The organism is Sinorhizobium sp. B11, from assembly GCA_039725955.1.
Classification (GTDB): Bacteria; Pseudomonadota; Alphaproteobacteria; order Rhizobiales; family Rhizobiaceae; genus Rhizobium.
This window is the reverse complement of record CP091034.1, coordinates 359,480-384,267: the sequence shown is the minus strand read 5'-3', so window position 1 is coordinate 384,267 and position 24,788 is coordinate 359,480. Positions and strand designations below refer to the sequence as shown.

The following is a 24,788-nucleotide window of genomic DNA, read 5'->3' as shown; positions in this document are numbered from 1 at the left end:
AGGCCGCGATCAATTCCGCGGGGTCCCCCATGAACGAGTCCGAAAGCGAAATCCAGGCACGTCTTCTCGCACAGGCGCTGCCCTTCATGCAGCGCTATGAAAACAAGACGATCGTCGTGAAATACGGCGGCCATGCCATGGGCAATCCCGAGCTCGGCAAGGCTTTCGCCAGCGATATCGCGCTTCTGAAACAGTCCGGCGTCAACCCGATCGTCGTTCACGGCGGCGGCCCGCAGATCGGCGCCATGCTGACGAAGATGGGCATCGAATCGAAGTTCGAAGGCGGGTTGCGCGTCACCGACCAGAAGACGGTCGAGATCGTCGAAATGGTTCTCGCCGGCTCGATCAACAAGGAAATCGTCGCACTGATCAACCAGACCGGCGAATGGGCGATCGGCCTCTGCGGCAAAGACGGCAACATGGTCTTCGCCGAAAAGGCCCGCAAGACCGTCAAGGATCCAGATTCCAACATCGAGCGTGTGCTCGATCTCGGTTTCGTCGGCGAAGTCGTCGAAGTCGACCGCACGCTGCTCGACCTTCTCGCGCGCTCCGAGATGATCCCGGTCATCGCCCCGGTTGCCCCGGGCCGCGATGGCGCGACCTACAACATCAACGCTGATACGTTTGCCGGCGCGATTGCCGGAGCGCTGAACGCCACCCGCCTGCTTTTCCTGACGGATGTGCCCGGTGTTCTCGACAAGCAGGGCAAGCTCATCAAGGAGCTTTCCGTTGCCGAAGCGCATGCGCTGATTGCCGACGGCACGATTTCCGGCGGCATGATCCCGAAGGTCGAGACCTGCATCGATGCCATCAAGGCCGGCGTGCAGGGCGTCGTTATCCTCAACGGCAAGACGGCCCATTCGGTGCTGCTCGAAATCTTCACCGAGCACGGCGTCGGCACACTGATCGTTCCCTGATCGAAAAAGACGCCCTTGCGGGCGCCTTTCTCATGCTCCGGCAAAGTTTGTCGAGAGCGTCAGATCTTCCCAGGCATCAATTTCCGAACTCATGCTCTTGAGCTTGTCGCGGACGAGCGTCAGCGCATCGGCGCCGAGCAGCAGATGGACCGGCGGATCTTCAGCCTCGACCAGTGCCAGCACAGCGGCCGCCGCTTTGCGAGGATCGCCTGACTGTCTGCCGCTCTTTTCCTCGCGTGCCCTGCGGATGGGATCGAAGAGCGCATCGTAATCAGAAATGCTCCTGTCGGTGCGGATCATCGATCGTCCGGCCCAGTCGGTGCGAAATGAGCCAGGAGCCACAGCAGTGACTGCAACATTAAATGGCTTCACTTCCTTCGCCAAAACCTCGCTGATGCCTTCGAGCGCAAATTTGCTGCCGCAATAATAGGCGATGCCCGGCATGGTGATGAACCCGCCCATCGATGTGATGTTGATGATATGGCCCGCCCGCCGCCGGCGCATGAACGGCAGAACGGCCTTCATCATTCCGACGGCGCCGAAGACATTGACCTCGAATTGCCGGCGCATTTCCTCGATCGGCGATTCCTCCAAAGTTCCTTCATGTCCATAGCCGGCATTGTTGATGAGAACGTCCACCGGACCAACGGTTCCCTCGATGCCGGCAACGGCCGGTTCGATTGCCTCTATATTGGTAACGTCGAGGCGGACTGCCGTCGCCCGACCCGGCGCCAGACTCTCGAACGACGCTATTGCATCATCGTTTCTCACCGTTCCCACCACGCGGTGGCCCTTTTCCAATGCGGCCTGCGCAAAGGCGCGGCCAAAGCCAGAGCTGACACCGGTAATGAGAAACTGCTTTTCGATTGAACTCATCGTGAACTCCTTTCCTGGCGCACCCGTCATATGAAGGCTGCGCGTTCCGTCATGTGGCGGCGCAGGTGAGATAGTTCCAATATATTGCAGAGGTGAATGTGATATCTTAAACGTATAGCATGGAACTTCGTCATCTTCGTTATTTCATCGCCGTCGCAGAAGAACTCAATTTCACACGCGCCGCACGGAAGGTCGGTATCGGCCAGCCGCCACTCAGCAATCAGATACGCGATCTTGAAAACGAGATTGGAGCGGCTCTTTTCCGCCGCCTCTCGAACGGCGCGGAACTGACGGAGGCGGGCAAGGCCTTCCTGCCGGAGGCGCAGGCGATTTTGCTTCAGGCGGAGCAGGCCAAACAATCTGCGCTGCGGGCGGCGCGCGGAGGGAGCGGGCGGCTGCGGGTTGGCTTCACCAGCTCTGCGGTGTTCAATCCGGTCGTGCCCGGTATCGTGAACGCCTTTCGCGAGAAATATGCGGCCGTCGAACTCGGCCTGGGGGAAGCGCCGACGGCGCAACTGCTGCAGCGTCTCGACGGGGACGAACTCGACGCCGTCTTTATCCGCCCGGGCAGCAGTGATGTGCTGCAGGCCCGATGTCAGCTGCTGGCCGAAGATCCCATGGTCATCGTGCTTCCAGCAAGGCATCCGCTGTCACAGGCGCAGACTTTACCCCTCGGCGCCCTGGCCGAAGAGAGCTTCGTCCTCTTTCCACGCGAGGCGGGTGTCGGCTTCTTCGACGACATCATCGCCGCATGCCGGCGAGTGGGATTTGAACCGCGGCTCGGCCAATCAGCGCCGCAGATCAATTCGATTGCCAGCCTGGTCGCAGTCGGTCTCGGCGTTTCGATCGTGCCGGCGGAAATGGTGAAGATCAAAGTTCCCGGTGTTTGCTACATCGCATTTGACGGCGAAGCGCCAGCGGCACGGCTGGCACTCGCCACCCGGCGTGACGAGCGCTCCCCCACCGTTCGCAATTTCATTGCTCAGGCCATCGCCATGCAGCGAAACTCCACCGGCAACGATCAGTTGGCCGAATAGATCGCAGCTGCTGCTTCCTTCAGCTTTTCCATCATCGCCCGATAAGGCCCCGGACCATAGCTGATGCGCGAAACACCGAGCCTTCCAAGATCGGCCGGTTCGGGCGCACCGGCCTTCATCATGATATTGACCGGCAGCGAGGATGCGGCGCAGACCTTTTCGATCAGGGCCGGCTCGATCAGACCCGGCACGAAGAAGCCGCTGGCGCCTGCCGCTGCATAGGCCTTGCCACGCTCGATCGCTGCATCCACCAGTCCTGCGTGCCTGGAGCCGTCACCTTCCTGAAGGAAGAGATCAGTGCGGGCATTGAGGAATAAATTGATGCCTCGCGCCTTCGCCATTTCCCTGATGGCGCGGATGCGAGCCGCCTGCACTTCGATAGAATGAAGGCCGGCCTCGCCGACGCGCTGGTCCTCGAAGTTGATCCCTATAGCGCCAGCCTCGATGAGCTTTGCGACATTGGCCGCGGCGCCGGCGGGTTCGGTGGAATAGCCGCCTTCGAAATCGACCGAGAGCGGCAGGTCGTTGACGGCGGTGATCGTGCGCGCCGTCTCGATCAGCACATCCATCGGCAGCTTCTGGCCGTCGCCATAACCATTGGCAGCCGCGACCGACCAGCTTCCGGTCGCGAGCGCCTTCGCGCCCGCCTCCGTCACGGCCTTGGCCGTTCCGGCATCCCAGATGTTGTATAAAATGACGGGCGTGCCCTTGCGATGCAGCGTACCGAAATACTCGGCTTTCTCAGTCTGATTCATGCTGTCCTCTCCATTTTATATCCGCTGATCTTTTCCTCGTGCCGCAGCAGCCATTGCTTGCGCCACAGCCCGCCGCCGTAGCCGGTGAGTGAACCATCCGCACCGAGGATACGATGACAGGGCACGATGATGGCGAGCTGGTTGGCGCCGTTGGCACGGCCGACGGCACGCACCACCTCCGGCCTTTCCATCTCTCTTGCGAGATCGCCATAGGCGCGCGTCTGGCCAACTGGGATTTCGATGAGCTTTGCCCAGACATGTTTTTCGAAAGGCGTGCCGCCAAGCGCCAGCGGCGTCTTGAATGTGGTCAGCCGCCCTTCGAAATAGTCCCTGATCTCCATCTCGATCTGGTCGATAGCAGGCGTGCGGCCGATCGCGACCGAGGAACGGACACGCTTCTGCAGGGCTTCGAGTTCGGTCGGCAAAGCCTTGCGATCGTGAAATTCGAGGAGATGCAGATGCGTCTTGTCGGCGACTGCTATCATCGGTCCGAGCGGTGTATCGAACCAGTCGGCAAAGAGCAGTTCGCGGTTTTGCGAAAGCGCCGGCGCCTTGCCGACCAGCCGCTGAAAAGCGGCGCGAAAGCCGCTCGGGGATTCATATCCTGCATCGAGCTGCACATCGATCACCCGCGCACCATCGGCAAGCTGCCGTGCTGCTTCGCCAAGCCGACGATAGCGGACGATATCGTGGAAGGTCATGCCGAGCGCCCGCTTGAAGGCGCGGCGCACGGTCGAAGGATCATAGCCCCGGCGTACGAGCTCATCTTCGGTCCAGCGCACCTCCGGTTCGCTGTCGAGCCGCGTCAGCAGCGTGTCGACGATCGGCTCGCGGCCCGGCTGCTCCAGCGGCCTACAGCGCTGGCATGGGCGGAAGCCCGAATGCATGCAGGCGGCGATCGTGTCGAAGAAGATGGTGTTTTCCCGCTTCGGCTTGCGCGCCGGACAGGTCAGACGGCAGAAGATGCCTGTCGTCTTCACGCAGACATAGGCCTGGCCCTCATAATCGGCGCTGCGGGCGATCAGGGCATCATAGAGAGTGTCATCGTCGGGGCGTTCGAAAAGCATGTCGGCTTTCTAGCACTCCGCGCCTCAGCCGTCCGCCGAAAATCGGGCGTCTATTTTATTCCGCAGCGTCGAGGCTCTTCACATGCCGCGGCGGACGCAGCATCGATTCCTCCTCTGCATCCTGGGGAGCGCCCCAGAATGTCTCAAGGGTCGGGCCTTCCTTGAGATGGCGGCGGCGGAAGAAGAATTCGAGTATCTCGTGAAACCAGACGCGGCGGCCCATCTGCGTATACCAGCGCATGGAATGGCGCTGCTGCGGATCGCGGTGGAAGAGAATACGCAGCAGCGCCTTCGGGCGCGCCTGGACTGCGACCTCGATCAGCTTGACGCAGGCGACCAGCACGATCGGGTTGAGATAGCGCATCTTCAGGACCTGATGCTTATAGTCCCATTTGCGGATATCGGCCTCGATCACCTGCCGCTCGCGAGCGATGCGGAAGAAGGGCGTCCAGCGATGCGGCGTCACATAGAGCGCCTGGATCTGGTCGGGATCATAGGAGAGCAACTGCCGGAAGCCGCGCCAGAGATCGCTCAGCTTCTCCTCCTCGAAACCGACGACCCAAGTCGCCATGGAGAGGATATCGTGCCGGCGCAGGTGGCGGATCGCTTCCCGGTCGGTTGTCTTGGCACCGCCCTTCTTGATCAAGGCAAGCGTCGCCTCATCGGTGTTTTCCATACCGAGCAGCCAGCGGACGATGCCAGCCCTGCGATAAAGGTGCAGGATATCGGCATCGCGAACGATATCGTCGGCCCGCGTCGAGCCGACGATCTGCACGGGCACATTCTCGGCGATCATCGCTTCGAGGAAAGCCAGCCAGGCTTTTCGCGAGGATGTCGGGTTTTCATCGGCGAGGTTGATGAGTTCGACGCCCTTTTCGCGATAGAGCCTGGCAATCTCTCGGGCGAAAAGCTCCGGCGAGCGATGACGCCAGCGGGTCCAGAAACCACGCTGGCCGCAATAGTTGCAAAGATGCGGGCACCCCCTGGAAAACTGCATGACGACGGCACGCTTGCCGCCCCAGTAGCTATAGTTGCGATGGTCGATCAGTTCCCAGCCGACGCGATAGGCATCGAGATCGGCGATCGCCTGTGCTGGCTGCGTTGCCAGGATTTCGTCATGGCCATCGCGAAAGGCAATTCCGGGGATCGTGGCGAACGGACGGTTCGTCGCTAGCGCATCCGCAAGACGCCGCATGGTTTCCTCACCCTCGCCGCGCACGAGGACGTCGAATGCCTCGGTCTCGGCCAGCACCTCCCGCCAGTGATAGGTTGGAAATACGCCGCCATAGATGATGGAGATTTTCGGATTGCTGCTCTTGATAGCCTCTGCAATCACTCGAGCAGTCGGATGGGCCGACGTCGAGCCCGAATGGCCGATCAGCACCAGATCGGGACTGTCAGCCACCACCCGGCTGACGATGTCCGCAACCGTCATCGGCCCGAATTCGGCATCGATGAGGCTTACGGCATGACCATCGTCGATCAGAGGACCTCCAACCGAAAGAAGGCCGAGCGGCGGAAGATGATCATCGGGAATACGGCTGCCGATCGCGGTATGCGGCGGGTTTATCAGAACGATCTTCATGCGACTTTACCCTTGCGGGTCCCCCTGTCTGACGCAGGCAGAGATCACCAGTTATCGATGGCGAAAGTCGGCCAAAATCTCTCTAAAGTTGTGAAAATCCGGTGTCTTTTTTGGGAGGACCTCGCTGGGCCGGACCTGCTAGCGAAAGCCTTTGGTTTCCCGCCGCGGCCATGCGATAAGAGCGGCTATGACAAAGATCGACCGCACGCCTACCAAAAATGATTTCGAGCACGTGACCGAATGGGTCTTCGACCTCGACAACACGCTCTATCCGCATCATGTCAATCTCTTCGCGCAGATCGACAAGAACATGACGGCTTATGTCTCCGCGCTCCTGCAGATGGAGCACGACGAGGCGCGCAGGCTGCAGAAGCAATATTATCTCGATCATGGCACGACGCTACAGGGGCTGATGATCCATCACGGGGTCGATCCCAACGATTTCCTCGAAAAGGCGCATGCGATCGACTATTCATCGCTGACCCCGCATCCGGACCTTGCCGACGCAATCAAGGCCCTGCCGGGCCGTAAGTTCATCTTCACCAATGGCAGCGTCCCGCATGCACAGGCAGCTGCCGGCGCACTCGGCATTCTCGATCATTTCGACGATATCTTCGACATCGTCGCGGCAGACTACCTGCCGAAACCGGCGCAGGCGACCTATGACAAGTTCATGGCGCTGAAGAAGATCGAGACGAACAAGGCTGCGATGTTCGAAGACCTGCCTCGCAATCTCACCGTGCCGAAGGCACTCGGCATGCAGACCGTTCTGCTGGTGCCGCGCAACCTGGAAGAGACCGTCGTCGAATGGTGGGAAAAGACCAGCGGCGAAGATGACCACATCGATTTCGTCACCGACGATCTTGCTGATTTCCTTAAGAAGATTACGGCCTAGCTTACCAAAGTTTCATCCATCTTACAGATGTTTAACTGGGTCCGGGCGCGGTTCGGACCTACCTTTCGTGGTCGAGGGACACCCTACGAAAGGATGCAATCATGCACCGCAACAAGCTTATTCTGACGGCTCTTTCCTCTGTTCTTCTCCTCGGCGCCGCTGCCGGGGTGAGCTTCGCCGCACCAAGAGACCGGCCGGATCGACCCGACCGTCCGGGACATCATGGCCAGATGGGCTGGGGCATGATGGGTGGTCCGCGTGGTGCTGCCTTCCGCGACATCGTCTTCGTGCGCATGCTGAAACAGTTCGACACCAACAAGGACGGAAAGATTACCAAGCAGGAGGCGACCGATGGCATGGAGAAGATCTTCGCCGCCATCGATACCAACCATGACGGCTCGCTGACGCCAGGCGAAATCCGCGCGTACCGCGAAGCACAGTTCAAGGCGCGTCGTGAAGCGGTCTCAGCCAAGCAGGGCGATGGGGATCAGAATGCGGCGCCGCAGGCCGGCGACGACAAAAACCATGGCCGTCATGGCCGCGACGGTCACCACTGGATGCATGGCAATGACCGCTTCATGGCAATGATGATGGGCCGCATCGACACCGACCAGAACGGCCAGATCAGCAAGCAGGAAGCGGAAACCGCCTTCAACAAGTTCTTCGATCGCATGGACCGCAACAAAGACGGCGTGATCTCGATCGACGACATGCCGGACCAGCCCTTCCTCTGAAGGGATGACCGAACCGCAAGCAGTTCATCGCGAGGGGTTTGCCCCTCATCAGGAGCCCTCTTCCCACCTTATGGGAAGAGGGTTTTTCGTTGCCAGGAGTCAGAGCCTAGTGGCCTTCCCGGTGCTCGTAGAATTCCTGGACGATCTTCCAGGCCTCGTCGGCAGTATCGACGAAACTGATCAGGTTCACGTCCTCGGGGGCGATCGTTCCGAATTCGGCGAGCGCATCGAAATTGATGATGCTGTGCCAGAATTTCGAGCCGAAGAGCAGCAGCGGGATGCGCTCCATGCGGCCTGTCTGGATCAGCGTCAGGCATTCGAAGAATTCGTCCATCGTGCCGAAGCCGCCCGGGAAGACTGCAATTGCCTTGGCGCGCACCATGAAATGCATTTTGCGGATTGCAAAATAGTGGAAATTGAAGCTGAGTTCGGGCGTCACATAGGCATTCGGCGCCTGTTCGTGCGGCAGCACGATATTGAGGCCGATCGAAGGTGCTCCTTCATCCGCCGCGCCCCGATTTCCCGCCTCCATGACGCCGGGACCGCCACCGGTGACGACGACATATTCGTGGAAATCGAAGCCGGCAGCATAGCGTGAGCAAAGGCGGGCGAACTTGCGGGCCTCATCATAATAGACCGATGCGGCTTCGAGGCTTGCGCGCTGGGTTTCGTTGCGGGCGGCCCAGGCGCTCTGGCCGGGGGCCGGAATGCGCGCGCCGCCGAACAGGACGACCGTCGACTTGATGCCGCGCTCGGCCATCATCATCTCGACCTTGAGGAGCTCGAGCTGCAGGCGGATCGGGCGCAGCTCCTCGCGGCAGAGGAAATCCTCGTCCACATATGCAAGGCGATAGGCCGGCGAGAGCGTCTGTGGCGTCTTCGGAACCGCTTCCGCACGCTGCCTGTCGCTCGAACTGCTCTTCAACGGGTCCCAGACGCCATCCTTGCGCCGTCCGCCGCCGTTTCTTGCCTTTGCCATATCGAAATGCCTTTCAGTATCACCGGCCATAAGTGACCGGATATGTCGCTATAACGCCTTGAATCCAGATATGATCTTGTCCGAAAAATCATTCCATTTTACGGGCGCATGCTATAGATCGGGTGAAAACCCGCCAACCGCAATTCCGGAGACTCCGTCGTCTCCACGATAAAGATCGAAGTTTAAGGAATTCTCATGAGCGCCACCGACCTCGCATCCCTCGAAAAGACCCTCGAAACTGCCTTCGACAATCGCGACAATGTGAACACGTCGACGAAGGGTGAAGTGCGCGATGCGGTCGAGGCGGCTCTCAACCTGCTCGACGAGGGCAAGGTGCGCGTGGCCGAGCGCGGCGCCGACGGCGCCTGGAAAGTCAATCAGTGGCTGAAGAAGGCCGTGCTGCTTTCCTTCCGCCTCAACGACATGGAAGTCGTCAAGGGCGGTCCTGGTCAGGCAACCTGGTGGGACAAGGTTCCCTCGAAGTTCGAAGGCTGGGGCGAGAACCAGTTCCGCGCCGCCGGCTTCCGGGCCGTGCCGAACGCGGTCGTGCGCCGCTCGGCCTATATCGCCCCGAACGCCATCCTGATGCCGTCCTTCGTCAATCTCGGCGCCTATATCGGCGAAGGAACGATGGTCGACACCTGGGCGACTGTCGGCTCCTGTGCACAGATCGGCAAGCATGTGCATCTTTCCGGCGGCGTCGGCATCGGCGGTGTTCTGGAGCCGATGCAGGCCGGCCCGACGATCATCGAAGACAATTGCTTCATCGGCGCCCGTTCGGAAGTGGTCGAAGGCTGCATCGTGCGTGAAGGCTCGGTGCTCGGCATGGGCGTCTTCATCGGCAAGTCCACCAAGATCGTCGATCGGGCCAGCGGCGAGATCACCTATGGCGAAGTGCCGCCCTATTCGGTCGTTGTTGCGGGCTCGCTGCCATCCGACAAGACGATGGCGAACGGCCAGCCGGCGCCGAACCTCTATTGCGCCGTGATCGTCAAGCGCGTCGACGAGCAGACCCGTTCCAAGACCGGCATCAACGAACTGCTCAGAGATTGATGACAGCCCGATATTGATTCGGTAAACAATCGGCGTCTTTTTGGGCAAGGCGAGCTCACGCCTTGCCACGTCTTTGCCATTCCCACCGGATAATTCCACCGCCATGACCGCTACGAATCCTGTTGCCAACCTTCAGACATTGATCCGCTGCCCGTCCGTGACGCCGGCGGAAGGCGGAGCGCTATCTGCGCTGGAAGCCATGCTTTCGCCGCTCGGTTTCAAAGTCGACCGGATGGTTGCGAAAGAGGCCGGCACGCCCGACGTTGAGAATCTCTATGCCCGCCTCGGAACCGAGGGGCCGCATCTGATGTTTGCGGGGCATACAGACGTCGTGCCGGTGGGAGATGAAGGCGCATGGACCCACCCGCCCTTTGCCGCCGAGATCGCCGATGGCGAGCTTTTCGGCCGTGGCGCAGTGGACATGAAGGGAGGCGTTGCCTGCTTTGCAGCAGCCGTTGCCCGCCATGTCGAAAGACATGGCCCGCCGAAGGGCTCGATTTCCTTCCTGATCACAGGCGACGAGGAAGGCCCGTCGATCAACGGTACGATCAAGCTTCTGCAATGGGCAGCCGAACGCGGCGAGACCTGGGATGCCTGCGTGGTCGGCGAGCCGACCAATCCCAACAAACTTGGCGACATGATCAAGATCGGCCGACGCGGCTCCCTCTCCGGCAAGATCATCGTGCATGGCGTGCAGGGCCATGCCGCCTATCCACATCTTGCTGACAATCCGGTGCGAGGGATGCTGCAGCTGACGCAGGCGCTGATGGACCCACCGTTCGACGCCGGGACCGACGATTTCCAGCCGTCCAACCTCGAAGTGACGACCATCGATGTCGGCAATCCGGCGACCAACGTCATTCCGGCCAAGGCTTCCGCGAGCTTCAATATCCGCTTCAACGATACGTGGACGGCCGATACGCTGCAGGCCGAGATCATCAGGCGGCTCAATGTGGCAGCCGCAGACGGTGCATTGCGGCCGGGCCGCGAGCCGGTGAAATACGAGATCATATGGGCGGATCGCCCGAGCCATGTCTTCCTGACACGCAACAATGCGCTGATCGCCTCGCTTTCCTCCGCAGTCGAAGCCATCACCGGCGCATCGCCGGCGCTCTCGACAACGGGCGGCACTTCGGACGCGCGCTTCATCAAGGACTATTGCCCGGTCGTGGAATTCGGCCTTGTCGGCCAGACCATGCACATGGTCGACGAACGCGTCGCCGTTGCAGATCTGGAGACGCTGACGGCGATCTACGAGACCTTCATCGAACGATGGTTTGCGAATGCCGGGCTTTAGAGAGGTTCAATATTATCTCGCCGGCATCTGGCTGCTGATCAAGCTCGATCCGCGCGGATTCCGCTTCCTCGACATATCGGATCGCGGTGTCAACCGTTCCTTCTGGGCGATCCTCTGGTGCCTGCCGCCAACGGGAATCACCTGGCTTACGTTGCGCGACGGCTATCTCAGATCGATGCCGCCAGAGGCTGATGTCGGTTTTACCTTCTATTTCCGCCTAGGGCTGATCGAACTCAGCAGCTGGATCGTGCCGCTGATCATTGCTGGCCTGCTATTGTATGCCTTGCGCATGGGGGAGCGTTTCGCGCCTCTCATCGTGGGTGTCAATTGGCTCAACGTGCCACTCGCTTACATCAACGGATTGCTGCTGGCGCTTGTCTTTTTCATGCCAGGTTCAATCGACATCGTACGATTGCTGCTCCTAGTTAGTGCACTCGCACAAATCTTCGCGCTGGCGCGTGTTCTGCGGATGATCTGCCCCGGACAAGTTCTAACGGTCGGCGGTCTCACCTTGGCGCTTATGGTGCCGCCGATGATAGTGTCAGAATATCTGTTCAGCTTCCTCGGCATCTCTGCGGGGTAATCAGCACGGGTTGACGAGTCCACCGTCTTCTTTGACGAAGGTCCCGATGCGCGCCACAGGCCGGATCATGATAGATCGTCGTCGTTATCGTTTTCATCCGCGTGTTTGCGCCGGTCGATGATCACTTCCGGATAGTCCACCTGCATGAAATAGAGCCCATCGGGCGGGGCCACGGGGCCACAAGCCTTGCGATCACGCGCCTCAAGTGCTGCCCGCACGTCCTCAGGCGTCCACTTGCCCTCGCCTGCAAGCTTCAGCGTTCCAGCGAATGAGCGGATCTGGTTGTGCAGGAAGCTCTGGGCCGTGGCGCGGATTTCGATCAGCTCGCCATTGCGGGTCACATCCAGTCGGTCGAGCGTGCGCACAGGGCTGTTTGCCTGGCAGTGTGCCGAACGAAAGGTGGAAAAATCATGTTTGCCGACAAGCGTCTGGGCGGCCGCATGCATGAGCTCGTGATCGAGCAGCTTCGGCACCCACCATGCCTTGCCCGCCTCCAGCGCCAGCGGCGCGCGCCGGCTGATGATGCGGTAGAGATAGTGCCGGCGCAGCGCCGAGAAGCGGGCATCGAAGAATTCGCTCGTGGCCTCCACGTCGAGGATCGCCACTTTCTCGCCGGCGAGCCTCAGATGGGCGTTCAGCGCATTCTGCAGCTTGAAGGGGGACCAGTCCTTCGAAAGGTCAGCATGGACGACCTGCCCCATAGCGTGGACGCCGGAATCGGTGCGTCCCGCGCCGCGGATGGATACGGCATCGCCCGATGCCGAGAAGATCGCCTTTTCGATTGCGCCCTGAACCGATGGTCCGTTGTCCTGCCTCTGCCAGCCGACATAGGGGCCGCCGTCATATTCGACGATCATACGGTATCGCGGCATCAGGCGAGCCTTGTGCCGGCAACAAGAGGCGTGCCGCGCAGGAAGTCGGACGCGGCGAGCGGTTTGCCCCCGGCCTTCTGAAGTTTCGTGAGGCGAACCGCACCGATACCGCAGGCGACGACGAGATCATCCGTCACAAGCGTTCCAACCATACCCTCGCCCGTCGCAAGTTCCGAGCCCAGCACCTTCACGCGCTCCGCCTTGCCTTGGCTGACGAGCTCGAACCAGGCGCCTGGGAAAGGTGCGAGGCCGCGGATATGGTTGTGAACGTCCTTGGCATCGCGGGCGAAATCGATGCGCGTTTCCGCCTTGTCGATCTTGGCGGCATAGAGCACGCCTTCGGCCGGCTGCGGCGTAAGTGGTAAATCGTCCATCTCCAGCTTGACCATGGCCTCGGCCATCGCTTTGGCGCCGACATGCATCAGGCGGTCGTGCAATACGCCTGCCGTCATGTTCGGGCCGATTTCAACTTCACGGGTCAGCGCCACATCGCCGGTATCGAGGCCCTTATCCATCTTCATGACCATCATGCCGGTCTTGGCATCGCCAGCCATAATCGCCCGCTGGATGGGAGCAGCACCCCGCCAGCGCGGCAGCAGCGAGGCATGGCCATTGTAGCAGCCATAAAGCGTGCCGGTCAGGATAGCCTCGGGCAGCAGCAAGCCATAGGCAACGACGACGCCGACATCGGCACCCAAGGCGCGGAAGCGCTCACGTTCTTCGGGATCCTTAAAATTGATCGGTGTGAAGACCGGCAGACCGAGCAGCTCGGCCGCCTGGTGCACCGGCGACTTCTGAAGATCAAGCCCGCGCCGTCCGCCCGGCCGTGGCGGCTGGGTATAGACGGCGATGATCTGATGGCCAGCCTCGACGAGCAGGCGCAGCGTCGGGACGGAAAAGTCGGGCGTTCCCATGAAAACGATACGAAGAGACATTCTATCTCGCCAAATGAGGATCAACCGTCTTCAAACGGGTTTGCGGGCTCACCAGCAAGCCCGCTCGAATCTTTCGTTTGTCGCTGCTGTCGGTCCTCTCAGAGCACCTTCGACTTTGCAGCCTTGGTGAACTTCTTGATCACCATTTCGCGCTTCAACCGCGAAATATGATCGATGAAGAGCACCCCATTCAAGTGATCGATCTCGTGCTGGAGGCATGTCGCCAAAAGACCATCAGCCTCGACGCTCTGCTCCTTGCCTTCGCGATCAAGATACTTGACCGTGACATTCGCGGGGCGCTCGACTTCCGCATAATAGTCGGGAATGGAAAGGCAACCTTCCTCATAGACGGAGCGTTCGTCCGAAGAGCGGACGATCTCCGGATTGATGAAGATGAGCGGCTGCTTTTCCTCGCCTTCCTTCGACAGATCGATAACGAGCATGCGGCGCGGCACGCCGATCTGGATCGCGGCAAGGCCGATGCCCGGCGCATCATACATGGTTTCCAACATGTCGTCGGAAAGGCGCTGCAGGTCGGCGTCGACCCGCTCGATCGGCTGGGAAACCTGACGGAGAAGGGGGTCGGGAAGAATGATGAGTGGCTTGATGGTCATGGCGTTCCCATAACGCATCTTTTCACACTAGGGAATCATCCGCCGGGCAGGGATTGCGTTTTTTGCAGCGCCTGCCCGGTTTTCGTCGAGATTATCAGGCTGCGCGGCGAGCGGCAGGGGCAGCCTGACGGCCTTCGGCACGTGCACGGAAACGCTGCAGAAGCTCGATGAGGTTCTCGACCTCATCCTTCAGCCTGCGGGTTTCGGCAGACGTACGCTCCACCATGCCGGAATTCTGCTGCGTGATCGTGTCCATATTGCGGATTGCGATGCTCACCTCATTGACGCCGGTTGCCTGATCGCGGGCGGCGGCGGCGATATCGGCGACGAAACTGTTGATGATGTCGATGCGGCTGATCATGTCGCTCAGCGCTTCACCGGTGCTGCTGACAATGTTGACGCCCTCGTTCACCTGCGTCGAGCTTTCGGAGATCAGGTTCTTGATCTCCTTGGCGGCATCGGCCGTGCGCTGGGCAAGCTGACGGACTTCCTGAGCGACGACCGCGAAGCCCTTGCCGGCATCACCGGCACGCGCAGCCTCGACGCCGGCATTCAGTGCCAGCAGGTTGGTCTGGAAAGCGATCTCGTCGATGACGCCGATAATCTTGGCGATTTCGGTAGAGGACTTCTCGATACCTGCCATGGCCGAAACGGCGCTGGTGACGAGTTCGCCGGAATTCTTGGCCTTCTGCTGCGTTTCGCGCACGGCGCCAGATGCCTTTTCGGCATTGGCGGCGGTCTGGCTGACGCTGACGGAGAGCTGCTGGAGGGCGGCCGAGCTTTCCTCAACACCTGCGGCCTGCTGAGCAGTGCGCAGGGCGAGGTCGTCGCCCGCCCTGGAGATCACATCGGCGCCTTCGAGAATGTGGCGGGACGTCGTGCGAACGGAGGTGAAGGAATCGCGCAGTGCGCTGACGGCCCTGTTGTAATCCTCGGCCATCCCGCGAAAATTGCCGGGCAGATCGGAAGGAAGCGTCGCTTCAAGGTCACCACGCGAAAGAGCTTCGAGGCCACGACGCAAATGCTCCAGCGCCAGTGCCTGATCGGCTTCGGCCCGGGCGCGTTCTTCTTCCAGAACACGGCGCTTCTCATCAAGCGCTTCCAGATAGACCGAAATCGAATAGTCCATATCGAGCATCGCCGCCTTGATGACGGCGGTCAGTTTTTCGGCGAGCGTCTTTCCCTGCTGGCGGGCAAAGAGCGAAGGCCACTGCTTTTCCATCAGACCACGGACGAGCTCGGACATGACAAGCGCATAGCCGCCTATATACCAGCGCGGCTCGAGGCCGATGCGGGCATGGGTGCGGCCGACGGCTGTGACGCCATTCACATAGCTCTGGTCGAAATTGCCGCCGGAGAGATTGCCCCAATGTTCCTGCTGGCGCTTCTTGGCATGACCCATGTGGGCCTTGTCAGAAAAGAAGCTCGCGACGGCCGGGGTCTTGGCGAGCTTGCCATAGAACTTGTCCAGCGCGCCGCCGAGCAGCTCCGAGATTGCCGGGCGCAGTTCCCGCAGGTTCTTGCGTGCCTCATCGTCGAGCTCAATGAAGTCAAGGCGCTGCCTGAGGGCATTATCGGTCTGCTGGGAAGTCATGGGGATCTCTATCTGGCGGGGATGCGGAGGGAAATTGCCGCGCCAGATTTGGCGAATATGGTTTAGCAATGGTTAAGTGTAGTCGCTAATTTTTCTTCCATTCCAGTGGGGTAGCCCGACAACATCCCAGAGGACAACGGGGATTGTTCACGTTTTGATCTAGATATCGACGGTTATTTTGTTATGGTGCGGCATGACCATGACATCCGACTCACTCACCATTTCCCTGCCCGTGCTGAGCCCTGGCGTGCTTGCGTTTGCCGGTGGCACGCTCGCCGTCTTCATTCTCGTGACGATCGTGTTTGCGTTGCGCAATGCCGGCATACGCCGCGAAGAGGCCGAAGAGGCCAATCTTCGTGCTGCCGAAAGCGACGCCCGTATGGCCGAGCTTCTGAAAATCCAGGCGGAGATGCAGGGACGCATTTCGACGATGGCCGAGGTTTTCGGTTCAAGGCAGGCAGAGCTCAACCATGCGATCAACCAGCGGCTCGATGGCATGACGCAGCGCATGAGCTCGACGCTGACCGAGCAGACGAAATCGACGCATGACAACCTGCAGAAACTACAGGAACGGCTGGCTGTCATCGATGCCGCCCAAAGCAATATCCAGACACTCGCCAAGGATGTCGTCGGGCTGCAGGCCATTCTTTCCAACAAGCAGACGCGTGGAGCCTTCGGCCAGTCGCGCATGGAGACGATCGTCGCCGACGGCCTGCCCATGGGCGCCTATGCTTTCCAGCAGACGCTTTCGAATGGCTCGCGACCGGACTGCACGATCCGGATGCCGAACGGTGCACCGCCGCTGGTGATCGACGCGAAATTTCCGCTCGAAGCCTGGAATGCGATTCGCGATGCCGGCGGGCCGGATGCGGGCAAGCTCGCCGCACAGCAGTTTCGCCGCGACATGGAAGTCCATATCAAGGATATTTCCGAGAAATATCTGATTCAGGGGGAAACACAGGATACGGCTTTCCTCTTCGTTCCCTCGGAATCGATCTTTGCCGAAATTCACGAAAATTTCGAGGCAATCGTGCAGAAGGCTCACCGCGCGCGGGTCGTCATCGTCTCGCCCTCGCTCCTGATGCTGTCAATCCAGGTCATTCAGGCCGTACTGAAAGACCAGCGCATGCGGGCGCAGGCGCATGTCATCCAGGGAGAAGTGGCCCTCCTCATGGACGATCTCGGCCGGCTCGACGAACGCGTACGCAAGCTGCAGGGACATTTTTCCCAGACGCAGCGCGACGTGGACCAGATCATCACCTCGGCGGACAAGCTCACCAAGCGGGGTGCGAAGATCGAAGCGCTGGAATTTGAGGCAGGCGGCGACGGCAAGCCGGCGCGCGAGAACGAGGTGCCGGCCAAATCTGTCGAAAGCCGTACTGGACTGCTCAAGCTCAGGGTAGTTGACGAGGAATGATCGCTTCGGCAGTGTCGCGGCCCGAAGCAAGGGACGGACATGCCATGATTACAGTTTTCGGCTCCATCAACATGGACCTCATCGCCACGACCGAACGCCTGCCGAAGCCCGGCGAAACGGTTGCCGGCAACAGTTTTGCAACGGCTGCCGGCGGCAAGGGCGCCAACCAGGCGCTCGCCGCCCGGCGGGCAGGACGTTATGTCCATATGGCGGGTGCTGTCGGCAAGGACGCGTTTGCCGAAGGTGCGCTTGAACTTCTCGACGGCGCCGGCACCGATCTTACCCGCGTCAGGCGTGTCGAGGGACCGACTGGCACTGCCCTCATTCTCGTCGGCGGCGATGGTGAGAACATGATTGCCGTTATTCCCGGCGCAAATGGCAAGGTCGACGGCGCCAATGCCGAGGCTGCCGTCAATGCCATGAATGAGGGCGATATCCTGATGCTGCAGCTCGAGATTCCGGTTGAAGCGGTCGAGCGTGCGCTTGCTACCTCTCGCGCCAAAGGCGTCACGAGCATTCTCAATCTCGCTCCACTCATTCCAGATGCACCGCGCCTTGGGCGGCTCGCCGATATCGTCATTGCCAACGAGACCGAATTCGAGCGGCTGGCGGGACGGGAAAACATGAGTGCCGGGGACCGTGAGGCTGCTTTGGAGCGTCTTCACGCGGAGACCGGCCAGACCCTGATCGTCACACTCGGCGGTGATGGCGTCATCGCGATCCGGGATGGTCAGATCGCCCGCGCGCAAGGCCTCGTCATCGAACCCGTCGATACTGTCGGCGCCGGCGATACGTTCTGCGGTTACTTCGCCGCAAGCCTTGATGAAGGGCTGGATTTCAACTCGGCGCTCCGCCGCGCAGCGGTCGCCGGCTCGCTCGCCTGCCTGAAGCCGGGTGCACAACCGTCTATACCGCTCGCGGCCGAAGTCGCAGACAGAATATAGTCCAGTCCAACTGCGAATAACTCTTGAAACGCCACCCCTAGTTTTGGGGCGGCGTTCCGGTTTTGCGGCCGAAACATAGCAAATTTCATTCAAATTTAAGAGGTTTCTGGCGATCTTTCTCGAGATCGCACCTCGTCCATCTTCGAGGCGGTTCAACCCCTGTGGCTGCTCCATGACGAAGCATGCCTTACCCGCTGTGCCGAAGAATGGCCCTTCGGCGCGTCCTGCCCGAGGAACACATGTTCATTTTCAGAATGAAATCGCTTGCGGCGAAACTCATTGTCATTACCGGTGCCGCCATCGCACTGGTGCTCGTCGTTTCAAACCTCTTCCTCATCGACCAGACCCGTAGCCGCGTTCAGACCCTCACGCTGGATCAGGCCAATTCGGAAGCCAAGTCGATCGCCAACGAGATTGCCGCCAATGTCGGCGAGCTTGCGAGTGCTGCCCGTACCATGTCGGGCGTCGTCGGGCGCGGACACGAGGGCAAGATCCTCGACCGCAAGGGCATCATCAATATTCTGAAAGCCAACCTCGAACAGAATGCTTTCGCCTTTGGCAGCTGGTTCTGCGAGCAGCTCGGCGCATTCGACGGCAAGACCACTGAGATCGCCAACAACAACGACCAAGGCACCAACAAAGTCGGCGCCTTTACGCCCTACTGGTCGAAGACCAGGACCGGTGACATCCAGTTCTCGACCTTCGACAACGATTATACTGCCGAATGGTGGAAACTTGCTGCCGATAGCGGCAAGGGCGCGATCACTGCGCCGTACCTCGCCGAGGGTACCGACGTTCCGACCTTGCTGACGTCGATTGCCTATCCCGTCATGTCCGGTGGCAAGATGATCGGTGTGGAAGGCGTCGATATTTCGTTGAAGTCGCTCACCGACAAGGTGCAGGCATTGCGCCCCTTCGGCTCCGGTCGCGTGACGCTGATTGCCCAGAACGGCAATTGGATCGTTGCCCCGAGCCCCGAGCTCATGTCCAAACCCTACGGCGACAATCCTGGCTCGGCTGACGTAAAGGCTGCGCTTTCGTCCATGAAGGTCGGCCTCGTCAAGAATCTCAGCTTCGATGGGCTCGATCCGTTCGACCGCGTCGTCTATCCCTTCCCAGTTCCTGGCCTGAATGCCAACTGGGTCGTGCTGGTCGACGTTCCGCATGCGGCGATGAATGCGCCGGTTCAGGACCAGACCTTCATGATGATCGTCAACGGCATCATCGTGCTCGGCGCTGTACTGCTCGCCCTCTACTTCGCCGTCCGCTCGTTCGTTCAGCGTCCGCTCGCTGGCCTTGTCTCCAGCGTCAAGGCGCTGAGCGACGGTAAATACGACGAAACGGTCGCCGGCCAGAACCGCGCCGACGAAATCGGATCGGTCGCCAAGGCTCTCGAAGGTTTCCGCTTTGCCCTTGCCGATACACGGCGTCTCGAAGCCGAGGCGGACAATCAGCGCCTCGCCGCCGAAACCGAACGCGGCCGCTCGGAATCGGAACGCCAGCAATCGGTCAACCTGCAGCGTCATATCGTGTCGATCGTCGGCGCGGGCCTTTCCGAACTGTCGCAGGGCAATCTCGGCCACCGCATTACGGAGGAATTCCCCGGCGAATACGGCAAGCTGAAGCAGGACTTCAATGCCGCTCTGGCGAGCCTCGAGGAAACCATCAATACGATGAGCCTCAGCGTCGTCAATATCGGCTCTGGCACCGGCGAAATCAGCAACAGCGCGTCCGACCTTGCCAAGCGCACCGAGCAGCAGGCGGCGAGCCTGGAAGAGACGGCAGCGGCACTCAACGAGCTGACTGCCCAGGTCAATTCCAGCGCCGAGAATGCCCGTACGGCGGCTGACAACGTCAATCTCGCCTGCGAAGACGCCGAGAAATCAGGTGAAGTGGTGCAGAAGGCGATTGCCTCCATGCACGGCATCGAACAGTCTTCGACGGAAGTGTCGCGCATCATCGGCGTCATCGACGAGATCGCCTTCCAGACGAACCTTCTCGCTCTGAACGCCGGTGTCGAAGCGGCCCGTGCCGGGGAAGCAGGCAAGGGCTTTGCGGTCGTCGCGCAGGAAGTGCGCGAACTCGCCCAGCGTTCGGCAAATGCCGCCAAGGAAATCAAGACGCTCATCAACACATCGGCCGTCCAGGTCAAGGAAGGCGTCGATCTCGTCGGTCGGGCCGGCGAGACGCTGCACAAGATTGCCGAGCAGGTGATGGGCATCAACGGCCTCATCCGTCAGATCTCAGCTTCTGCGAGCGAACAGGCTATTGGCCTGAAGGAAATCAACCAGGCCGTGAACCAGATGGATCAGGTCACGCAGCAGAACGCAGCGATGGTCGAAGAAACCACCGCCGCCAGCGTGACGCTGAACGACGAGGCCCAGACGCTGAAGACACTGGTCAGCCGCTTCCGCGTCGCGGGCCAGGGAAATGCCGCGGCAGCACTGCGAGCCACCGGGCAACAGATGCGCGCACCGGCCGCTCAGACACCACGCGCAGCCGCTCCGGCACCACGTGCGGCTGCTCCTGCACCGCGACGGGCCGTTACTCAGTCTCGCGGCTCAGCGGCTGTTGCCCAGGACAATTGGGAAGAGTTCTGATTGCTTATCGCCGAACAGGAAAGGCGCCTGATCGATCAGGCGCCTTTTTGCATTCGGACGGACAGTCAGGCGTCAGGCAGCGTTCGACGTCTGCTCTTCATTGAGGAAGGCATAAATCGCCGAAGCGGAATCGGTCGCGCGCAGCTTGGCGACCAGATCGTGGTCGCGCAGGACGCGGGCGATGCGTGAAAGCGCCTTAAGGTGATCAGCGCCGGCGCCTTCCGGCGCCAGAAGCAGAAACACCAGATCGACCGGCTGGTCATCCAGCGCTTCGAAATCAACGGGCTGTTCCAACCGAGCGAAAATACCGACGATGGAGTGGATATTGACGAGCTTGCCGTGGGGAATGGCGATGCCGTTGCCGACACCGGTCGAGCCCAGGCGTTCACGCTGCAGGATCACATCGAAGATTTCCCGCTCGGAAAGCCCCGTGGTCCTGGAGGCTTTTGCTGCCAATTCCTGAAGCAACTGTTTCTTGGAATTTACCCTGAGGGCGGGAATGATCGCATCCTGGTGCAGCAAATCTGCCAATGCCATTTCTTTTTCCTTCTGTCACCGAGATCACGCGTCCGAAGGAGCGGTACATCGCATCGCTCCTTCGTCCGGATCTCAGCTTTTGATATTGGCTGAATCGATCCAGCCAATATTTCCGTCGTGACGACGGTAAACGATGTTGAGCTGTTCCTTGCCGGGGCTGCGGAACAGGAGAAGTGGCTCATCGGTCATGTCGAGTGCCATGACGGCGGTTGCGACAGACATCGTCTTGAGCTGCTTGGTGCTTTCAGCGACGATGGCCGGAGCGAAATCGTCCGGGACCTCGTCTTCGTGATCGGGAACCGCGTCCATGACGGTGTAGGCGACTTCCGCGAAACCGTTCAGGTGATTACCAGCGTGGTGATCCTTGAGCTTTCGCTTGTAGCGGCGCAGGCGCTTCTCGATACGCTCGGATGCCGCATCAAAGGCAATCTGCGGGTCCATCGCCTCACCTGCCGCATGCAGCACGACGCCGCTGTCGAGATGAAGCTTGCAATCGGCGGAAAACCGAGAGTTCGATTTTTCCACGATCACCTGCCCGGAATATCCCCCGTCGAAGTATTTCGTGACGGCCACACCAATTTGGTCCTCGATCTTTTGACGGAAGGAGTCACCAATTTCCATATGTTTACCGGATACACGCACACTCATGGAGTTTCCCTTCTTATGGTAGTTTGCGAGTATCAGTTTACGCCAAGCCTCAAGCTCATCCAAGCACTTCGCGCAATCTCAAGCAAGATGAGGCTCAAGTCTGCGTGTCCCTGGTGCCGTAAGGATGATGGGGATAATGCCCGGATGCCCTTCGCTGCTCCGATTGCGGCGGGCTTCTAGCGACAGGCTCCCGGAAAGTCAATAGCCCGGCACAGCGAGGCCTAGTATACGCGGAAAACGTGCAGTGAAAATCCCATGAAATGGGGAGGCATCCGCGATCTGCGGTTCGTAACGACGAGCGTTTGCTCGCCCTTGCGTTGCAACTCAGAAGCCGGCGACCTTGGCTAGTGCACGCTTTTCCCTGCGGCGCTGGACCGAAGAGGCAATGTTCATCGCCTCCCGGTATTTGGCCACCGTTCGACGCGCAAGATCGATACCGCCTTTCTTGAGCATATCGACGATGTCGTCGTCGGAGAGCACCGCGTCGGGGCTTTCCTGCATGATCAGCGTGCGGATCTTGTGGCGAACCGCCTCAGCCGAATGGCTGTCCCCGCCCGCGACGGCGCTGATCGAAACCGTGAAGAAATATTTGAGTTCGAAAAGACCGCGCGGCGTCAGCATATATTTATTCGAGGTGACGCGGCTGACCGTCGATTCATGCATCTTGATCGCTTCGGCAACCGTCTTGAGGTTCAGCGGCCGCAGATGATCGACGCCATGTACGAGAAAGGCATCCTGCTGGCGTACGATCTCGCTTGCCACCTTCATGATGGTCTTGGCGCGCTGATCCAGACTGCGCGTCAGCCAGTTGGCGCTCTGAAGACATTCGGAGAGGAAGGCGTAATCCTCTCCGTTCTTCGTAATGTGCGAAAAATAGGACTGGTTGACGAGGACCCGCGGGAGCGTATCCGGATTGAGTTCGACCAGCCAGGCGCCGTCCGACGAAGGGCGGACCACGACGTCGGGCGTGATGGCCTCTGAAACGCCGGCCTCGAACCCGCTGCCGGGTTTCGGATTGAGCTGGCGGATTTCGGCGAGCATGTCGAGCAAGTCTTCCTCATCGACGCCGCAGAGGCGCTTCAGGCTGACGAAGTCACGCCGTGCAAGCAATTCGAGATTTTCGACCAGTGCCTGCATGGCAGGGTCGAAACGATCCTTCTGGCGCAGTTGAATAGCCAGGCATTCGGCAAGGGTACGGGCAAAGACGCCGGGCGGATCGAGCGTCTGCAACGCTGCGAGCACGCGCTCGATATCTTCTGCATCTGTACCGAGACGCTCACCGGCTTCGGCGACATCTGCCTGCAAGTAGCCGGCATCGTCGAGCTGATCGACCAGGTTCTGGGCAATCAGGCGATCGGCCATATCGGGCAATATGAAGGGTATCTGCTGAGCAAGATGATCGCGCAACGAGACCTGGCCGGCAACGAAATCATCGAGATCATAATTGTCAGCACCTTCGGCGCTGCCCGGCATCGATTTCCACTGGCTGACGAGTTCCGGTGCGTCGAGACGCTGCGGCGCCCCATCATCGGGGAAAACATTGCTGTAATTGGCGTCCAGCTCGTCACTCAGCCGGCTTGGGCTGCCGTTGTCGTACCAGTCGCCGGACAGCGTTTCGCCACGGGCCTCATAATCGCCGTCGCCCGCGTCCTCTGTCTGCTGGGAGTATGGTTCGTCCGCGGCCTCACCACGTTCGCCGGCGTCGCCATCGCCATCGCTCGACGGGATTTCGAGCAGTGGATTCTTCTCCACTTCCTGAGCGATGAACTGGGTGAGTTCGACATGCGTCATCTGCAGCAACTGGATGGATTGCATCAGTTGCGGTGTCATCACCAGGGACTGGTTCTGTCTTAGAAAAAGGTTTGCAGACAGGGCCATGGCGGACGCTAAACTCCCTCGACTCCTCCTGGAAACCGCGTCCGATCAAGGCTTCAGGCCACGGAAATCCGAGTTGGCCCAAAAATTGCTTTTTTATCCTATTTGGTCAAGCGGAACCTATGCCGCAACGATAATTTTCTGTCGTCCAGGACTGGTTCAGAGACTGAAATTGTCGCCCAAATAAAGCCGGCGCACTTCGGGATTGTTGACGATATCGTTTGCGCGCCCGTGGGTCAGCACTTCGCCTGCATGGATGATATAGGCCCGGTCGATCAATCCCAGCGTCTCGCGCACATTGTGGTCGGTGATCAAGACACCGATGCCGCGTGCCGTCAAATGATGCACGAGGTTCTGAATATCGGCAACCGAGATCGGGTCGACACCGGCAAAGGGCTCGTCGAGCAGCATGAAGGTCGGGTCGGTCGCAAGCGCGCGGGCGATTTCCAGGCGTCGGCGCTCACCGCCCGAGAGTGCCACGGCGGCACTCTTGCGGAGCTTCGCGATGTGAAATTCCTCAAGCAGTTCGTCGAGCTTGCGCTCGCGCGCCGCCTTGTCTTTTTCATGCACCTCGAGAACGGCTCGGATATTCTCCTCCACCGTCAGTCCACGAAAAATCGAGGCTTCCTGCGGCAGGTAGCCGACGCCGAGGCGGGAGCGACGGTACATCGGCATCGTCGTCACGTCATTGCCGTCGATTTCAATCGTTCCCTCGTCAACCGGCACAAGACCGGTGATCATGTAGAAACAGGTGGTCTTGCCGGCGCCGTTCGGGCCTAGCAGGCCCACGGCCTCGCCGCGTCGCACGACCAGCGAGACGCCGTTGACGACACGCCGCGTCGCATAGGTCTTGGTTAGACCGCGTGCAATCAGCGTTCCCTGATAACGGGCCTTATCGACGGGAGCAGCTGCGGCTTCCGTCGCAGCTCTGCCGGACTTGGTGGATAAGGAGAATAGCTTCACGTGAAAGGCCG

General features: G+C 60.1%; 23 protein-coding genes. 10 read left to right on the top strand and 13 right to left on the bottom strand.

What is annotated here, in order from left to right; translation table 11 throughout:
- Window positions 1–29 precede the first annotated feature (29 nt).
- Entirely contained in the window at window positions 30–917 is an 888-nt protein-coding gene (gene argB / locus LVY75_11660) for an acetylglutamate kinase (GenBank protein XAZ23890.1), read from the top strand.
- 30 nt (window positions 918–947) lie between these two features.
- Here the strand turns inward: argB and LVY75_11655 are convergent, their stop codons facing one another.
- Window positions 948–1,793, bottom strand: a complete 846-nt coding sequence (locus LVY75_11655; protein XAZ23889.1) for an oxidoreductase — start codon at window positions 1,791–1,793, stop codon at window positions 948–950.
- Between the two features lie 119 nt (window positions 1,794–1,912).
- On the opposite strand from LVY75_11655, the gene LVY75_11650 reads away from it, so the two are divergent.
- A complete protein-coding gene (locus LVY75_11650; GenBank protein ID XAZ23888.1) occupies window positions 1,913–2,830 on the top strand; it encodes a LysR family transcriptional regulator in 918 nt (305 codons plus the stop codon).
- On the opposite strand, the gene LVY75_11645 is transcribed toward LVY75_11650, so the two are convergent.
- From LVY75_11645 to bchE, 3 genes are read right to left on the bottom strand one after another with little or no spacing between them, the layout of a single operon-like run.
- Window positions 2,815–3,585 (bottom strand): isocitrate lyase/phosphoenolpyruvate mutase family protein, encoded by a 771-nt coding sequence (locus LVY75_11645; GenBank protein ID XAZ23887.1) that lies wholly within the window; start codon window positions 3,583–3,585, stop codon window positions 2,815–2,817. The two genes, LVY75_11650 and LVY75_11645, sit on opposite strands and share 16 nt — an antisense overlap.
- Window positions 3,582–4,652 (bottom strand): trifunctional transcriptional activator/DNA repair protein Ada/methylated-DNA--[protein]-cysteine S-methyltransferase, encoded by a 1,071-nt coding sequence (locus LVY75_11640; GenBank protein ID XAZ23886.1) that lies wholly within the window; start codon window positions 4,650–4,652, stop codon window positions 3,582–3,584. The genes LVY75_11645 and LVY75_11640 overlap by 4 nt, the downstream gene beginning before the upstream one ends.
- A 55-nt stretch (window positions 4,653–4,707) precedes the next feature.
- The gene (bchE, locus tag LVY75_11635; protein ID XAZ23885.1) at window positions 4,708–6,237 is read right to left on the bottom strand and encodes a magnesium-protoporphyrin IX monomethyl ester anaerobic oxidative cyclase; all 1,530 of its coding nucleotides are present in this window, start codon (window positions 6,235–6,237) and stop codon (window positions 4,708–4,710) included.
- Between the two features lie 187 nt (window positions 6,238–6,424).
- Between bchE and LVY75_11630 the strand changes: the two genes are divergently transcribed.
- Together LVY75_11630 and LVY75_11625 are read left to right on the top strand one after the other, a co-directional pair.
- On the top strand, window positions 6,425–7,132 hold the full coding sequence (locus tag LVY75_11630) for a pyrimidine 5'-nucleotidase (GenBank protein ID XAZ23884.1): 708 nt from the start codon (window positions 6,425–6,427) through the stop codon (window positions 7,130–7,132).
- 101 nt (window positions 7,133–7,233) lie between these two features.
- On the top strand, window positions 7,234–7,866 hold the full coding sequence (locus tag LVY75_11625; GenBank protein XAZ23883.1) for an EF-hand domain-containing protein: 633 nt from the start codon (window positions 7,234–7,236) through the stop codon (window positions 7,864–7,866).
- Window positions 7,867–7,972: 106 nt separating this feature from the next.
- On the opposite strand, the gene LVY75_11620 is transcribed toward LVY75_11625, so the two are convergent.
- Window positions 7,973–8,845, bottom strand: coding sequence for an LOG family protein (locus LVY75_11620; protein XAZ23882.1), 873 nt, complete (start codon window positions 8,843–8,845; stop codon window positions 7,973–7,975).
- 195 nt (window positions 8,846–9,040) lie between these two features.
- On the opposite strand from LVY75_11620, the gene dapD reads away from it, so the two are divergent.
- From dapD to LVY75_11605, 3 genes are all read left to right on the top strand, one after another.
- Complete coding sequence (gene dapD, locus LVY75_11615; protein ID XAZ23881.1) at window positions 9,041–9,898, top strand: 2,3,4,5-tetrahydropyridine-2,6-dicarboxylate N-succinyltransferase; 858 nt, start codon at window positions 9,041–9,043, stop codon at window positions 9,896–9,898.
- Between the two features lie 103 nt (window positions 9,899–10,001).
- The gene (dapE, locus tag LVY75_11610) at window positions 10,002–11,195 is read left to right on the top strand and encodes a succinyl-diaminopimelate desuccinylase (protein XAZ23880.1); all 1,194 of its coding nucleotides are present in this window, start codon (window positions 10,002–10,004) and stop codon (window positions 11,193–11,195) included.
- Window positions 11,182–11,778, top strand: coding sequence for a hypothetical protein (locus tag LVY75_11605; GenBank protein XAZ23879.1), 597 nt, complete (start codon window positions 11,182–11,184; stop codon window positions 11,776–11,778). The genes dapE and LVY75_11605 overlap by 14 nt, the downstream gene beginning before the upstream one ends.
- Window positions 11,779–11,843: 65 nt before the next feature.
- On the opposite strand, the gene truA is transcribed toward LVY75_11605, so the two are convergent.
- The 4 genes from truA to LVY75_11585 all read right to left on the bottom strand — a co-directional run bounded on the left by truA (window position 11,844) and on the right by LVY75_11585 (window position 15,793).
- Window positions 11,844–12,650 carry a tRNA pseudouridine(38-40) synthase TruA gene (truA, locus tag LVY75_11600; GenBank protein XAZ23878.1) on the bottom strand — a complete coding sequence of 269 codons (807 nt, stop codon included), beginning with the start codon at window positions 12,648–12,650 and terminating at the stop codon, window positions 11,844–11,846.
- A complete protein-coding gene (gene fmt / locus LVY75_11595) occupies window positions 12,650–13,585 on the bottom strand; it encodes a methionyl-tRNA formyltransferase (protein XAZ23877.1) in 936 nt (311 codons plus the stop codon). The genes truA and fmt overlap by 1 nt, the downstream gene beginning before the upstream one ends.
- Before the next feature lie 98 nt (window positions 13,586–13,683).
- Window positions 13,684–14,199, bottom strand: coding sequence for a peptide deformylase (gene def, locus LVY75_11590; protein ID XAZ23876.1), 516 nt, complete (start codon window positions 14,197–14,199; stop codon window positions 13,684–13,686).
- A gap of 94 nt (window positions 14,200–14,293) precedes the next feature.
- Complete coding sequence (locus LVY75_11585; GenBank protein XAZ23875.1) at window positions 14,294–15,793, bottom strand: globin-coupled sensor protein; 1,500 nt, start codon at window positions 15,791–15,793, stop codon at window positions 14,294–14,296.
- Between the two features lie 193 nt (window positions 15,794–15,986).
- On the opposite strand from LVY75_11585, the gene LVY75_11580 reads away from it, so the two are divergent.
- The 3 genes from LVY75_11580 (at window position 15,987) to LVY75_11570 (ending at window position 20,754) form a co-directional block, all read left to right on the top strand.
- Window positions 15,987–17,210, top strand: coding sequence for a DNA recombination protein RmuC (locus LVY75_11580; GenBank protein ID XAZ23874.1), 1,224 nt, complete (start codon window positions 15,987–15,989; stop codon window positions 17,208–17,210).
- A 44-nt stretch (window positions 17,211–17,254) separates the two neighbouring features.
- A complete protein-coding gene (locus LVY75_11575) occupies window positions 17,255–18,154 on the top strand; it encodes a ribokinase (GenBank protein XAZ23873.1) in 900 nt (299 codons plus the stop codon).
- 239 nt (window positions 18,155–18,393) lie between these two features.
- Complete coding sequence (locus LVY75_11570; protein ID XAZ23872.1) at window positions 18,394–20,754, top strand: methyl-accepting chemotaxis protein; 2,361 nt, start codon at window positions 18,394–18,396, stop codon at window positions 20,752–20,754.
- A gap of 72 nt (window positions 20,755–20,826) precedes the next feature.
- On the opposite strand, the gene ptsN is transcribed toward LVY75_11570, so the two are convergent.
- From ptsN to lptB, 4 genes are all read right to left on the bottom strand, one after another.
- Window positions 20,827–21,291, bottom strand: coding sequence for a PTS IIA-like nitrogen regulatory protein PtsN (gene ptsN / locus LVY75_11565; protein ID XAZ23871.1), 465 nt, complete (start codon window positions 21,289–21,291; stop codon window positions 20,827–20,829).
- 72 nt (window positions 21,292–21,363) lie between these two features.
- Window positions 21,364–21,939, bottom strand: coding sequence for a ribosome-associated translation inhibitor RaiA (raiA, locus tag LVY75_11560; GenBank protein XAZ25695.1), 576 nt, complete (start codon window positions 21,937–21,939; stop codon window positions 21,364–21,366).
- A gap of 324 nt (window positions 21,940–22,263) precedes the next feature.
- Window positions 22,264–23,817, bottom strand: a complete 1,554-nt coding sequence (gene rpoN / locus LVY75_11555) for an RNA polymerase factor sigma-54 (GenBank protein XAZ23870.1) — start codon at window positions 23,815–23,817, stop codon at window positions 22,264–22,266.
- A gap of 156 nt (window positions 23,818–23,973) precedes the next feature.
- Complete coding sequence (lptB, locus tag LVY75_11550) at window positions 23,974–24,777, bottom strand: LPS export ABC transporter ATP-binding protein (protein ID XAZ23869.1); 804 nt, start codon at window positions 24,775–24,777, stop codon at window positions 23,974–23,976.
- Window positions 24,778–24,788: the final 11 nt, after the last annotated feature.